The following is a 14,091-nucleotide window of genomic DNA, read 5'->3' as shown; positions in this document are numbered from 1 at the left end:
CGGCCAGGTGAGGCGGATAATTGATCGGCTTGCGCCTGCGCCATTCGGCTGTGCTATCTTCCCCTTCCGTTGCTGTTCACGTCGTAAGGGCGAGTAGGGGGAACTAAGCATGGTAAGGCTCCATGGTGTCTTCGCGGGCGTGGACGTTTACGAGCATGGAAGCGATTTCAGGGAACTGAGCTTCGCTGCCAGGGACGCGAAGGTGCTCCAGGCGTTGTTCGAGGACAACGTCGATGGTGAGACGAACCTATCGGTTGATCGCGATGCGACCAAGAGAAATTTCCTGACAGAAATCGGCCACGTGGCGGATCGGTGTGCGCCCGGCGATCTTGCGGTGATCTCTTTCTCGGGTCACGGTACTTTGGATGGCGACCTGGTGATGTATGACACCGACCCGGACAATTTGCACATAACTGGCCTGCCGCTGGGAGAGTTGCTGGCGGCTGTGGAGCGGATTCCCGCCGGTCGGCTCATAGTCGTGCTGGACTGCTGTTTTGTCGGCGGAGAGGTGGGGGCGGGCCCGCGTTCTTATGTGGCCAAGACGGCCGGTCCACGCACGAGCGAGCACGCCCGATACGGCGACCCGCGCTCTCTGGAGCACACGATCGGCAAGTTCGAGGGTGATGGCCGAGTCGTGATCGCCGCCTCCGGCAAAGGGCAGGTGGCCTACGAGGACCCGCGACTGCGGCACGGAGTCCTCACCCACTACCTCATCCAGGGACTCCTTGGTCGTGGTCTCGACGTCCGGGACGGCCGGATCTCGCTTCTGGCACTCGCCGAGAACATCATGAGGCAGGTTCCACGCAATCCCGGAACGGTCCGGAAGGGCCGGCAGGAACCCGTGCTTCGCGCATCGACCGGTTTGGTGAGCATCAAGGTGTTCAAGGCGGGCGAGCAGTACCGGAAGATCATGGGGGGTCTTCGGCCGCCGGATGCCACGCCGGCCTTCTCAAGCCTGGTACCCCACGGGCTTCCGGAAGAGGTGTGCGAAACATGGAAACGGCGGGTCGGGAAGCTGACTGATTTCCAGGTCGATGTGATCGACCGGGGAGGGCTACTGGCCGGCGACAGCCTACTTGTCGGTGCGCCCACATCGAGCGGGAAGACGCTGCTCGGCGAAGTCGCGGCACTGAAGTCGATCGCGGCTGGTCGCTCCGCGGTGTTCCTGGTGCCGACGCGTGCGCTCGCTGACGAAGTCTACGAACGCTTCGTCAGCGACTATGCCGAGCTCGGCATCACGGTCGTCCGCGCGGTCGGCGGTCGACGGGAGAAGGTGCCCGAGCTGCTGGCGGGGCGATTCCAGCTGGCAGTCTGCACGTATGAGAAGTTCATCGGGCTGCTGCGCCTGAGGCCAGGACTGTTGCCCAAGATCGGTGTCCTCGTGGTCGACGAGATCCAGACGATCGGAGTGCCGGTCCGAGGGCCGAAGCTGGAGTTACTGCTCACCCGGATCCGTGCCCGCAGGCGGGGAGGGTTGCCGGTGCCGCAGGTCATCGGGCTGTCCAGCGCACCGGGTGCCGGCCGGGCGCTCGCCGAGTGGGCCGGCATGACGCCGATGTTGGGAACCGAGCGGCCGACACCGCTCCAGGAAGGCGTTGTGTCGCCTGGCGGGTGGCACCGTATCCGTGAGCACGGCGGCGCTGAGCGGAGCGAGATCCTACCCGGTTTCCAGCATGGGATCGACGCCGAGGCGGCCGCCCTCAGCATGGTCAGGCGACTTGTCCGGGAGGGGCGGCAAGTCATCGTGTTCCGGCCCCGGCGGCACGAGGCGTGGACGCTCGCGGGGGAGCTCGCGGCCACCCTCGGCCTACCATCCGCTGAGGCCGCACTCGGTGCGCTTCCGAGAGGCGACGACGGACGTGTCACCGAGAGGTTGCGCTCATGCCTGCGCGGGGGCGTCGCCTTCCACATCTCCGATCTGAGCGACGCCGAGCGCAGGGTCGTGGAGTGTTCCTTCGGGCGAGCCACGAGCGAGATACGGGTGATCGTCGCTACGGCGACATTGGCGCAGGGCGTCAACCTGCCTGCGGACTGCGTGGTCGTTCACGGACTTGAGCGCCCCTTGGCGAGCAGCCCGCAGTACACGGTCTCCGAGTACAAGAACATGGCCGGGCGTGCGGGACGGACGGGGCAGGTGGGGGAGGGCCGGGCGTTCATCATCGCGAACAGCGAGATCGACGCGAAGCAGAAATGGCGCGACTACGTCCAGGCCGAGCCGCAACCGCTGCGAACCGCGTTCCCTGGCGAGGCAGATGACCTGCGTACCACGATCCTTTCTCTCTACGCGGACTGCGGAGACGATGCTGGTGGCTCCAAGCGTGTCGACGTTCGGCAGATCCTGGACCTGACGTTCGCGTCCTATCAGCATCGGTACGAATCTGTGGATTCCCGGCCCTTTCCGCCAGCTGAGGTCGACTCCGCGCTCCGTTCGCTGTGCGACACGCGGCTGCTGCAAAGTGAGGAGTCGGGCTACAGGCTGACCGGGCTCGGCGCCGTGGCCGTGCGCAGCGGGCTGTCTGTGGAGTCCATCCTCACCCTCGTCCGGGCCTTGTCGGAAGTTCCTCTGGACGCCATGAACCCGATGACGCTCATCTGTGCGGCCCAGCTCACCGCGGAGCTTGGTGACGTTCGTTTCTCCGGCGGTTCCAGCAAGGGGACCGAAGTGGTAAGGGTTTTCGACCGAGAACTACAAAAACGAGGCGCTCCTCGCTCCGTCCTGGCTCGGATGTCAACTGGGGAAGACGCACCGAAGACCTTCCTTTGCAGGGCCCGGCGGGCCGTGGCCTGTTACATGTGGAGCAGGGGAAACCGGCTGGTGAAGATCGAAAAAGCGATCTCCTTCCGGTTGCCGACAGAGTTCGCTGATCCTGGTCCCGTGCGCCAGGCGGCGCGGCGCGCGGCCGAGGTCGTGGACACGGCGCTCCAGATCACTTTGGAGGTTCAGCCGGATGCTGGTGAACTAGGCGAGCTGTGGGAGCTACCGACGCAACTGGAATTCGGGGTCCAGGCCGGGTTGGCGCCCGTCGCCCGGTACGCGAACGGGGCAGTGGAACGGCATGTGTTCCTCGGCTTGGCCGACATGGGCCTCATGAACGCTTCCAAGATCCTCGACGCGGAGGACGAGATCCTGCTCAGGTGCGCCGGCAATGACGCCACGGTGTTCGCCGCCGTTCGGAAGGCGGCCGGTAGAGCTGTGGAAGCGGAGGCGGAAGACGACCTCGGCGGACTGATCGACTAGTCAGCTGACCAGGCCAGGCCGTAGGAGCGGTTGGCGGAGAGGTGGGTGAAGGACACGGTGGCTCGGCCGGTGCCATCGAGATGGACGGGGATGCGGGCACGTTCGGGGTCGCCCGCCTCCAAGGGCAACTCGTCCTCAACGAGCCAGAGGCGATCTGGGAGGGATGTCTCGCTGAAATCGATCGTGAGATCGAACCGTCCACATCTGTAGCGCGGCGTGCAGACGTAGTAGGGAACGGACATCCGAGCGACGATCTTGAGTGTCACCTCGTGCGCCTCAGATCGCTTGACTGGGCGCGGTAGTTCCACGTGGACACGTGTCCGAGTGGCGGAGCAACGTTCGTGTGCCGCTCGGACACCGCCCCGCAGCACGTCGATGGACATTTCAGCCGAGTCGGCGCTTTGCCCGCCGGCCGAGTATGAGAAGACGACCTCGTGCAGGCCATTTCGGTGACTGACGACGCGCCGTACCTCCCGAATCTCGGATGACGGCGAGCCGAGCCGGACATGGGTGCCCAGGCGTTCGAGGTGCCAGGGCTCCGCCGCGCGGTCCAGAACATCGGGGGACATGGAGGCGCAGGACTGTTCCGCCACCTTCTGGAGCGTCGCGTCCAAACGGCGCCTCACAGTGCGAAGATCGCGGCCGGTTTCCAGGGCCAACCTCATGAGGCGGGACTCCAGCCGTTTTCCATCGCTGCCGTCAAGGGCGAACCCCAGCGTGATGGCCCTCGCCTCCTGCGCCGACAGCGTCGTTGCGCTCTGCCGAAGGAAGGTTTTGACCTTCGTGCGTGTCGTGCCATCAGTGTCGCCGTCGGCCACCCCGGCTACTAGGCGCAGTCCTGGCCCGATTCGTGTCAGGGCACTCGGGTCATCAAGTCCGAACCCCTTACGCAACTTCTTCAATTCGCAGAGTAGGTCAGTCACGAAATCCATCGAGCATTCCAGGAGCCTCGTCTCCCAGCCATATCGTGGAGCGGATGCGCGCTTCGCCGAGCATGGCGGGTTCCAGCGGCCGGTGGAGCGCGTCGGCGTGCTCCCAGTGCCTGGCCGCCTCGGCTCCCCGCCCGGTGACCGCTAGGACGTTCCCCATGCCGGTGGCAGCCCGTGCGGCTTCGTATCTGCTTCCGCAGCGGTCGGCGAGATCCGAGGCCCACGCGTATCCGGTCATTGCGGCGTCGAGCTCCCCGGCCTGGAAATGCGCCCACGCCGCGCAATTCACCGACATTGCGACATCGAGCGGGAGGTTCAGCGCCTCGAACTCGCGCCGGGTCTCCAACGCGTGATCCACGGCATCCTTGTAGAGACCGAGCTCCGTCTCCGTCAGCGCGATGCCGCGCAGTGTGATGGCCGCATTCCGGCGGTTCCCAAGTTGCTGGTAGGTCTGCCGCACGGTGCGTAGATCCCGCAGCGCCTGTTCGAATCGTCCAAGGTAGAGCGACGTCCAGGCGATGTTGGACAGCGCGCTGGTCACTCCGTGTTCGTCGCCGATCGTCCGGAACAGCTTCAGGGCCTGCTGGTACTGGGCGACCGCTGTCGACAGGCTGCCCCGGTCGGCGTGCGCAATCCCCAGGCTGTTGAGGGCGATCGCTGCTTCCCGTTCGGCGCCGGCCGTGCGGGCGCAGTTCGCCGCCGCCTGATGGGTGCTGATCCACGGGTCCCACAGCTTCGCGAGGAAGAAGTAGTCACGCAGGGCGAATGACAACTGCCAGCATTGCCGGTGCAGTCCGCGTGCGGCCGCCTCATGACACAGATCCACCAGGACGGGCCATTCGGACTGGATCACTTCAAGGGCGGTGTCTCGGTCCGCGGATCCATCCTCGGGAACGTCTGTGGGCATGGACACCCGGTGCCGCCGAGGGTCGATAAGCCGCCCGCACGACTCGGCCAGCCGCACCCCGTGGTCGAGTAACCGCAGCATCGCCGCGTTCTGCTGCCAGGCAGGTGTCGCTGACAGCACATGCTTCTGAGCGAACCATCGCAACAGGTCGTGCATGGCGACTCCGTCCGCGGTCTCGTAGGTCACCAGGTGGGCGTCCGCGAGTCGGCCGAGCAGGCGGCGTGCCCGTGCCGGGGCGACGTCCGCGAGGGCAGCGGCGCCGCTGACCTGGATCCGGCGGGCGGGATGCAATGCGAGCAGGCCGAACAGCTGTCGCTCGGCGTCGCCCAGGGCGTCGCAGGACAGCGTGAACGCCGCCTCGATGCTGCGCTCTCCATCGTCGAGGAGTTCCAGTCGCGCCCTCTCGTCGGCCAGTTCGGTCGCGAAGTCCTCGACACTCCACACCGGATCGGCCCGGAACCGCGCCGCCGCGATCGTGATCGCCAGTGGCAGCCGTCCGCAATGCCCGGCGATCCGCTCGATCGTCGCGTCGGTGCACTCGACGTGTTCGCCGACCGCCGTGCGGAAGAGCGCTGCGGCGTCGGATTCGGGCAGTGCACCCACGTGGAGGATGACGGGATCATCGAGGGAGTTGAGCCGGTTCCGGCTGGTGACCAGAACTCGGCATCTCCGTTCTGCGGGCAGGAGCGTCCTGATCTGATCGGACGATGCGACGTTGTCGAGGACGAGCAGTGCCCGACGTCCCCGCAGAGCATCCTGGTAGACGCCCGCGAGTCCCACGTCGCCGGCCGGGACCTCCTCCTCCGGTACCTTGAGCGCCGTCAGCAGGCTTCGCAGGGCGGTCTGGCAGGTCAGCTGAGCCGCTCTGGGGGTGTGAGAACCGAAATCGAGGTACAGGCAGCCGTCGGGGAACTGGTCGGATGCGTCCCATCCCGCGCGAATCGCGAGCGTGGTCTTCCCTGCTCCAGCCGGCCCGGTCAGCACGGACACGTTCGAGCGTCCTTCGCCCCGTACGAACACTTCGAGCTTCGCCAGTTCTTCCGATCGCCCCACAAGGCGGTCGGTGACCGGTGGCAATCCGTTGACGGCGCTCTGCCGGCTTTTTCTGCGTGCGAGTACCATCAGCTCCCCATTCGCTCCGAGTGCGTCATCGAACCCTTGGGCGAGTTCGAATGTGGCTGCGCTCGTCCCTGTCTCGACTTTGCTGATCCAACTCTTGGAGCAGGGGATGAGCCGTGCCAGTTGCTGCTGTGAGAGACCTGCTTCCTTCCGCCTGCGCCGCAACTCGGTGCCGAATTCTGGGGTTGTGTCCGCCATGAGGCCATGATGCCAATACCATTCCTTGATCGTCGATAAAACCGCGTTCCGGTCCACGGAGGTCGCAACGGCCAACCGGAACGCGGTGTTCGGAACCGTCACGGGCGCTCAGCCGACCAGACGATGGGAGTGCACGACGCGCCCCTTTCCAGGTACGACCGGACGCCGAACACACTCGCGCGGCCGCCACCTTGAGCGGAAGGCGTTTCCGGTTGACTGTTCACAGGGGAACCTGGAAACCCCCCACCACCAGCGGTCTCAGATCAACGCTCTTGTGGGGTGGAACCGCCGGAGGAGCCGGGGTGCCTGCGTGCCCGGATCTCGGGGCGGCCGCTCGGGCGGCTCGGATCGTCGGCTTCCCCTGTCGGGCACCCAAACCTGGTTCGGGTGTAAGGCTGGGTGGGTGCCGATGGAGCCGCTTCCCTTGGATCTTGCGCTCGCGCACCACCCTGCCAAGCTCTGTGCGGGCGAGGCGTTCATGGTGTGCTTGTGGAGCGCGGAGAGGATGCGCGGGGCGGCGGTACGGGAGTGAGGCGCAGACTTAGCCACACCGTCATGGCGTTATCACGAAGTCGCTTGAGACTCCAGCGAGATTGGGTCTTTCGATCAGCAGGGAGTCGCATCTCCGGCGGGCGAACCGCTCACTCGCTAGCTCTTTGGTGCCTGTCCCCAGTGCCCTCGCTCATCAGGGCGGCGCCCTCCGGAGGGCCAGGTGTCCGCCAACATCATGTTGGCGGACACTTCCATCTCGGCGATGCTGTTCCGCCAGTGCGCCAACGTCAGGATTGTCCCCCGCGGCGGGGGAGGGACTGGTCGATTTTAGGCATATCCGGATATGTTGCCACGCTGTACGAGGACGAGGCGCTAGAAGTCGCAAGGCGAAAGGGTGCAGTCGGTTCAGTGGAACCTTTGGGGTGTCAGCGGAAGTCGTTCGTGTGGGCCTGGGCCCATTGTTCGAAGGTCCGGGGGGCGCGGCCGGTGACGTCGCGGACGGTGGAGCGGACGATCGACTCGTCCAGCGTGCCTTTCACGTAGAAGTCGAAGAAGGCGTCCACGTACTCGGGGGGTGTGGTGGCGAGCAGGTCGGCGCGCGCCTCCTCGTCGGTGAGGCCGACGAACTCCAGGTCGCGGCCGAGGGCCTCGGCCAGCACGGCGACCTGCTCGGCGGGCAGCATCGCGACCGGGCCGGTCGGCTGGAGGATCTCGCCCCGGTGGTCGTCGGACAGCAGCGCGCGGGCGGCGACGGCGCCGATGTCGTGCGGGTCGACGCTCGCCACCCGGACGTCCGGGAACGGGACCCGCACCCGGTCGCCGGACCGGAGTTGCGGCAGCCAGCGCAGCGCGTTGGACATGAACGCGCTCGGACGCAGGAACGTCCACGGCAGCCCCGAGTCGCGCACGGCCGCCTCGGACGCGGCCATGAAACGGGTCACCGCGTTGGACATGTCGCCGCTCGCGGCCGAGCCGCCGGACAGCAGCACGACCCTTTCCACTCCGGCGCGCCGCGCCTCGGCCGCCAGGCCCGGCATGTCCGCGTATCCGGGGAGGAGGAAGGCCGCGCGTGTCCCCTTCAGGGCGGCGGTCATGGTCTCCGGCCGGTCGAGGTCGCCCGCGGCCGGCTCGACGCCGTCCGGCAGCCGCGCGGTGTCCGGGTTCCGCACCACCGCCCGGACGGGTTCGCCCGCCGCGACCAGGGCCCGGACCACCTCGGCGCCGACGTTGCCCGTCGCGCCCGTCACCAAGATCATTTCATCGTCCTCACGTGCTTCACCAGGGGAGGGGGCGGCCGTCGCGGAAGAACCCGCCGGTCGGGCCGTCGTCGGGCAGCGTGGCCGCCCAGAGGATGCCGGCCGCGCCCTCGGCGACAGGACGCCCGCCGGGGCCTCCCATGTCCGTCGCGACCCAGCCCGGGCAGATCGCGTTCACGAGGACGCCGTCGTTGCGGAGCTCGGCCGCCAACATGCGGGTCAACGCGTTCAGGGCCACCTTGGTCGTGCCGTACGCCGGGGTGCCGCCGCCCATGTTGGTCAGCGACGCGGCCTCGCTGGACACGTTGACGATCCGGGGGTGCGCGCTCTCGCGCAGCAGCGGCAGCAGCTCCTGGACCAGCCGCCAGGGGCCGTACAGGTTCGTCTCGGCGGCCGCGCGGACGACCTCCAGGTCGGCGGACGCGGCGCCCTGCCAGGTGTCGTAGGTGATGGCGGCGTTGTTGACCAGGACGTCCAGGTGCCCGTGGCGCTCGGTCACCAGGGCCGCCGCGTCCACCACGTCCCGCTCGGAGGTGACGTCCAGCCGCACCGGGACGACGTCGCCGCCGATCTCCTCGGCCGCCGCCGTGGCCGCCTCCAGCGACCGGGCGGTCAGCAGGACCGTGTGCCCGCGTTCCGCCAGCCCGCGGCAGACCTCCCGGCCGATTCCGCGGTTGCCGCCGGTGACGAGCGCGATCACCGGTCGCCGGCCGCGGGCGCCGGCGGGTTCCGGTTGCCGTCGGCCCAGGTGGCGGTCATGACCAGGCCGCGGATCCGCCACGCGCCGTCCGTCCGGACGAGGTCGAAGCGGTAGTTCCCGCCCAGCGTCCACAGCGGCGAGCCGAAGGGGTCGGCGAGGCGGTGCGTGGCCTGGAACGCCGCCGTGCAGACCGCGGTGTCGCCCTCGACGGTCACCAGGTGGTTCGTGATCAGATGCTGCGTGGCCTCGAACGCGCCGAGCGCGCCCGCCCACGCGTCGACGATCTGCGCCGGGGCCAGCACGGCGGGCTCGCCGCCGTTCAGGCTCGTGTAGTCGAGGGTCACCGCGTCCGCGAAGACCTCGCGCAGGCGGTCCCACTCGCGCTGGTCGGCGTGCCACGCCATCCGGGTGCAGGTCTCGATGATCGCCAGGCGATCCTCCGTGGTGCTCATCCCGCGATCATTGTGTCGATCGGCGGGCGCGTCCAATATCCGCTGTGATAACCAATGGTTATGGATGCTCATCTGCGCGACCTCAGGTACTTCGCCGCCGTGGCGGAGGAGCTGAGCTTCACCCGCGCGGCCGAGCGCCTGTTCATCTCCCAACCGGCGCTCAGCAAGCAGGTGCGGCAGCTCGAAACGCAGCTGCGGGTGCGGCTGCTCGACCGCGACCGGCGCGCGGTGCGGCTCACCGCGGCGGGCGAGGCGCTGCTGCCCGCGGCCCGCGACCTGCTCCAGCGGTGGGACGAGGCCCAGCGCGCGGTCGGCGACGCCGCCGGGGCCTCGCGGCTGACCGTGGGCATGTCGACCAGCGTCGGACGCGGCCTCCTCCGAACGCTGCGGGACCGGTTCGCCGCGCGCCGTCCGGCCTGTGAACTGCGGCTGCGCCAGGTCAACTGGACCGACCCCACGGCGGGCCTGGCCGACGGCGAGGTCGACGTGGCGTTCGTCTGGCTGCCCTTCCCCGGGCAGGACGACCTCAACGTCCACGTGGTGGCCCGCGAACCGCGCTGGGTCGCCTTCCGGGACGACCACCGGCTGTCCGGGCGGGACGAGGTCGAATTCGCCGAACTCCTGGACGAGAAGTTCCTGGCGCTCCCCGAAAGCGCCGGCCCGCTCCGCGACCACTGGCTCGCCACCGACGAGCGCGGCGGACGCCCACCGCTGGTCTGCGCCACCGTGACGAACGCCGAGGAGACCTTCGCGGCGCTCGAAAGCGGCATCGGCGTCGTCCTGCTCGCGGCCGGAAACGCCGAGATCTACCGGCGGCCGGGCATCAGGACCATTCCGGTCACGGACCTCTCGCCGACCGAACTGGCCCTGGCCTGGCGCCCCGGCGACCACCGGAGCACCATCCGGGCCCTCCTCGAATCACTTCCCCCTGGCCTTTAGCCCCCCGGAGAATTGCCAATGCGAATCGCTCGGTTTCCGGCTCCAGGCCGGGCGCCTGCCTCGCGCGTCCATAATCTTTCCGGCCAGCGCAACCCTTCCCGGATCGTCTTCCTGGCGGATTAGAATTTGCGATCGTCCAAGCATGCGATAGCCGGGCAGAGGAGAGCGTCATGCGCAAGGTAGCGGTGGTCTTATTGGCGGGGGTCGCCCTGAGCGCCGGTGCCTGCGGCGCCGATCCGGACGGACGGGCCGTGGACGCCTGCGCACTCGTCGACCCCGACCTCGCCGCATCCCTCGTCGGCGACCGCACCGGTGAGCCCGTCGAGTCCAGCCGCCGCGCCTACTCCGCGTGCATGTGGGAAGGCGGCGACGAACTCGATTCCGACAGACTCACCGTCGACGCCGCCACCTACGACCGAGACGACGGCGAGGCCGCTTCCCGGGATTACCGCTACTTCTCCACGACCTGGAAATGCACCGCCGCCGTCACCGTCCAGAAGGCCGCCGGGTCATCGGCCTGTCGCTACCAAGCCGAACTGAACAGCGGCATCGTCCTCAGCCATCACGGAACCGTCGCGCGCATCGCCTATAGGGGACCCAAAACCCCTCAGCACGATCCAGCTCGCCAGGCCGCGATCGCCGACCAACTGGCCGCCAGGGCATTCTCGGTTCTGTAAGCCCGCGGGCTTCGGCGCCCCGGGTGGTCGATCCGTCCACGCGCGGAGGTCAGGGGTCGCCTGGTGAGCGGGGGGCGTCCGCCTCGTCGCCGAGGCTGAGCAGGAGAGACCGCAGGATCGCGGCGAGTTCGTCCTGCTGGTGCGGGTCGAGTGCCGCGAGGATGCGGCGTTCGTTGTCGAGGTGGGCGGCGACGGCGCGGTCGATGAGGTCGCGGCCGGCGGGTGTGAGCGCGACGATGACCGTGCGCCGGTTGGCGGGGTCGAGGTCGCGCGTGACATAGCCCTTGGCGACGAGGCGGTCGAGCCGGTTGGTGACGGCCCCCGACGTCACCATCGACGAACGGGCCAGCATGCCCGCCGTCAGACCGTCCGGGGAGCCGCTGCGTCGCAGGGTGGCGAGGACGTCGAACTCGCCCCGTTCGAGACCGAACTCGCTGAAGAGCGATTTGAGTTCGCGCTCGGCCAGCCGCGTCGCCCGGGAGAGGCGTCCGAGAACGCTCATGGGCGACGGATCGAGGTCGGGACGGGCGCGGGCCCACTGCTCCAACACGAGGTCGACGGCGTCGCGCGCCACGGCCGCACCTTTCAACGCTGAACTGTTTGACATCAAGTTAGCACCGGACCTACCGTCCTCAGCGTTGAACATTTCAGCGTTGAAAGGTTGCTCATGTACCGTCCCGCACTCTCCGCCATGCTGGTGTTCGGGCTCGCCGCCGGAATGGGAGCCCCGGCACGGGCGTCCGCCGACGCTCCCCGCCCCGGTACGGCGGTGTTCCCGACCACGATCCGGCTGCCGAACGGGTTCCAGCCCGAAGGCATCGCGACCGGACCCGGCCCGGTCGCCTACATCGGCTCCATGGCCGACGGCTCCGTCTACCGCGCGGACCTGCGCACCGGCGGCGGCGCGATCCTCAGCCGAGGAACGGGCACGCAGGCCCTCGGTCTCAAGTCCGACCCGAGCGGACGGCTCTTCGTGGCGGGCGGGACGGGCGGCGACGCCCGGGTCCTCGACACCCGCACCGGCCGGGTGCTGGCCTCCTACCGGCTGGCCGCCGGCCCCGCCTTCGTGAACGACGTCGTCCTCACCCAGGACGCCGCATGGTTCACCGACTCCACCAACCCGGTGCTCTACAAACTGCCGCTACACGGTGGGCGGCTGCCCTCCGCCGCCGTCCCGATCCCGCTCACCGGCGACCTCGTTTACCAGGGCGGCGAGGGCAGCGCCGCCTTCAACGCCAACGGCATCACCCCGACGCCGGACGGCCGCGGCCTGGTCGTCGTCCAGTCGAACACCGGCGGACTGTTCCGCGTCGACCCGGCGACCGGCGCGACCCGCCGCGTCGACCTGCACGGCGAGTCGCTGCCGGAAGGCGACGGCCTGCTGCTGCGCGGCCGGACGCTGTTCGCGGTGCAGAACCGCTTCGACACCGTGGCCGTCCTGCGACTGAACGCGGCGGGGACCGAAGGCCGCGTCCTGCGGCGGGTGAAGGACGCACGGCTCGACCTGCCGACGACCGTGGCCGCCTTCGGCTCCCGGCTCTACCTCCCCAACATCCGGTTCTTCGCCAGCGGACCGACCCCGCACATCTCCTACAACGCCGTCGCGATCCCTCGTCCCTGAGCGCTGCGCCGTCCGAGGTTCCACCCGTCACCGGGATTATTTACCCCTAGGGGGTATGTTACGGTCTCGCACATACCCCCTACGGGTAAGTCTCAGGAAGGGTGAACCCTCATGTCCGCAGATCCGAGGCGCTGGTGGGCGCTCGCCGTGCTCGCCACCGCCCAGTTCATGGTCATCATGGACACCTCGATCATCGGGGTCGCGCTTCCCGACATGCAGCGCGACCTCGGCTTCTCCCAGGGCGGCCTCCAGTGGGTGTTCAACGCCTACGTCGTCGCGCTCGGGGGTCTGCTGCTGCTCGGCGGCAAGCTGTCGGACCTGTTCGGGGCGCGGCGCGTCTTCGCGGCGGGGTGGACGGTGCTGATCGGCGGCTCGGTGGTCGCGGCGGCCGCCACGGGCGCCGAGGCCGAGATCATCGGCCGCGCGGTCCAGGGCGTCGGCTCCGCGCTGATCGCGCCGTCGGCGCTGACGCTGCTGATGGTCCTGTTCTCGGCGCGGCCCAGGGAACTGGCCAAGGCGATGGCCTTCTACGGCGCCGCGGCCCCGGCGGGCGGCACCGCCGGCGTGTTCCTCGGCGGCGTCATCACCGAGTGGCTGAGCTGGCCCTGGGTGTTCATCATCTACATCCCGATCGGCCTGGCCACGCTGGCCGCGGTTCCGGCCGTCCTGCCGAACGTCCCCGGCCGCCGCACCGGCCTGGACGTGCTGGGCGCGCTCGCCGTCACGGCCGGGCTGGCCCTCGCCGTCTACGCGATCGTCCAGGCGCCCGGGCGGGGCTGGGACGCCCCGGCGACCGCCCTTCAACTCGGCGGCGCCGTCCTGCTGCTGGCCGCGTTCGTCGGCGTCCAGCGGATCACCCGCAGCCCGCTGATGCCGCTGTCGGTGTGGCGCACCCCGAACCTGGCCGGCGCCAACGTGGCGATGACACTCCTGGGCGCCGCCTGGATCCCGATGTGGTACTTCCTCAACCTCTACCTCCAGCAGGTCCTGGGCTACGGAGCGTTCCCGAGCGGCGCGGCCCTGCTTCCGATGACGGCGCTGATGATGGTGCTGATGGTCGGCGTCACCGGACGGCTCATCGCCCGGTTCGGCACCAAGCCGCTCATCGTCACCGGCCTCGTGGTCCTCGCGGGCGGCCTGGCCGTCCTGTCGACGATCGACGCGGGCGGAGGCTTCGTCACCGACGTGCTGCCCGGGTCGCTGATCTCGGCGGTCGGCATGTCGCTGGTGTTCATCCCCGCCACGATGGCGGCGCTGGGCGGCGTCGCACCCGAGCAGGCCGGACTGGCGTCCGGCATCGTCAACACCACCTACCAGGTCGGCTCGGCGATCGGGCTGGCGGCGATGACCGCCGTCGCCACCTCGCAGGGCGCGGACAGGCTCGGCGACCTGCCCAGCCTGACCGACGGCTTCCAGGCCGCCTTCGTCGGCGCCGCCGCCGTCGCCCTGGCGGGCGCCGTCCTGGCCCTGGTCACCCTGCGAACCCCCACCGCCCCGGCGGACGCGGACGAGCCCGTGAAGGAGAGCGTCTAGGCATGATCGGCTGTACCGGACCCGCCGCCC

11 protein-coding genes are annotated in these 14,091 nt (G+C 68.9%); 5 read left to right on the top strand and 6 right to left on the bottom strand.

The features are described 5' to 3' along the window. Positions 1-139 precede the first annotated feature (139 nt). Positions 140-3,238, top strand: a complete 3,099-nt coding sequence (locus tag KLI87_RS11480) for a DEAD/DEAH box helicase (RefSeq protein ID WP_214616931.1) — start codon at positions 140-142, stop codon at positions 3,236-3,238. Here the strand turns inward: KLI87_RS11480 and KLI87_RS11475 are convergent. The 5 genes from KLI87_RS11475 to KLI87_RS11455 form a co-directional block, all read right to left on the bottom strand. Next, complete coding sequence (locus KLI87_RS11475; RefSeq protein WP_214616930.1) at positions 3,235-4,170, bottom strand: hypothetical protein; 936 nt, start codon at positions 4,168-4,170, stop codon at positions 3,235-3,237. The two genes, KLI87_RS11480 and KLI87_RS11475, sit on opposite strands and share 4 nt — an antisense overlap. Then, the gene (locus KLI87_RS11470) at positions 4,154-6,493 is read right to left on the bottom strand and encodes a helix-turn-helix domain-containing protein (RefSeq protein ID WP_214616929.1); all 2,340 of its coding nucleotides are present in this window, start codon (positions 6,491-6,493) and stop codon (positions 4,154-4,156) included. Before KLI87_RS11470 ends, KLI87_RS11475 begins: the two co-directional genes overlap by 17 nt. An 815-nt stretch (positions 6,494-7,308) precedes the next feature. Continuing rightward, a complete protein-coding gene (locus KLI87_RS11465; protein WP_214616928.1) occupies positions 7,309-8,139 on the bottom strand; it encodes an NAD(P)H-binding protein in 831 nt (276 codons plus the stop codon). 19 nt (positions 8,140-8,158) lie between these two features. Then, a complete protein-coding gene (locus tag KLI87_RS11460; RefSeq protein WP_308165973.1) occupies positions 8,159-8,839 on the bottom strand; it encodes an SDR family NAD(P)-dependent oxidoreductase in 681 nt (226 codons plus the stop codon). Then, entirely contained in the window at positions 8,836-9,291 is a 456-nt protein-coding gene (locus KLI87_RS11455; RefSeq protein WP_156217860.1) for a nuclear transport factor 2 family protein, read from the bottom strand. The genes KLI87_RS11460 and KLI87_RS11455 overlap by 4 nt, the downstream gene beginning before the upstream one ends. 60 nt (positions 9,292-9,351) lie before the next feature. Between KLI87_RS11455 and KLI87_RS11450 the strand changes: the two genes are divergently transcribed. Both KLI87_RS11450 and KLI87_RS11445 read left to right on the top strand, forming a co-directional pair. Beyond that, the gene (locus tag KLI87_RS11450) at positions 9,352-10,230 is read left to right on the top strand and encodes a LysR family transcriptional regulator (protein WP_214616927.1); all 879 of its coding nucleotides are present in this window, start codon (positions 9,352-9,354) and stop codon (positions 10,228-10,230) included. Between the two features lie 170 nt (positions 10,231-10,400). Further along, on the top strand, positions 10,401-10,907 hold the full coding sequence (locus tag KLI87_RS11445; RefSeq protein WP_214616926.1) for a DUF3558 domain-containing protein: 507 nt from the start codon (positions 10,401-10,403) through the stop codon (positions 10,905-10,907). A 49-nt stretch (positions 10,908-10,956) separates the two neighbouring features. Here the strand turns inward: KLI87_RS11445 and KLI87_RS11440 are convergent, their stop codons facing one another. Then, the gene (locus KLI87_RS11440) at positions 10,957-11,481 is read right to left on the bottom strand and encodes a MarR family transcriptional regulator (RefSeq protein ID WP_308165972.1); all 525 of its coding nucleotides are present in this window, start codon (positions 11,479-11,481) and stop codon (positions 10,957-10,959) included. A 93-nt stretch (positions 11,482-11,574) separates the two neighbouring features. Here KLI87_RS11440 and KLI87_RS11435 point away from each other — a divergent pair, with 93 nt between their 5' ends. Next, entirely contained in the window at positions 11,575-12,528 is a 954-nt protein-coding gene (locus tag KLI87_RS11435; protein WP_214616925.1) for a superoxide dismutase, read from the top strand. Positions 12,529-12,639: 111 nt separating this feature from the next. Beyond that, positions 12,640-14,061: an MFS transporter gene (locus KLI87_RS11430; protein ID WP_214616924.1), complete on the top strand. Its 1,422-nt coding sequence runs from the start codon at positions 12,640-12,642 to the stop codon at positions 14,059-14,061. Positions 14,062-14,091: the final 30 nt, after the last annotated feature.

Source organism: Actinomadura sp. NEAU-AAG7, assembly GCF_018603865.1.
GTDB classification, from domain to species: domain Bacteria; phylum Actinomycetota; class Actinomycetes; order Streptosporangiales; family Streptosporangiaceae; genus Spirillospora; species Spirillospora litoris.
Note: the sequence above shows the minus strand (reverse complement) of the source record. Positions and strands in the feature narration are given on the sequence as shown.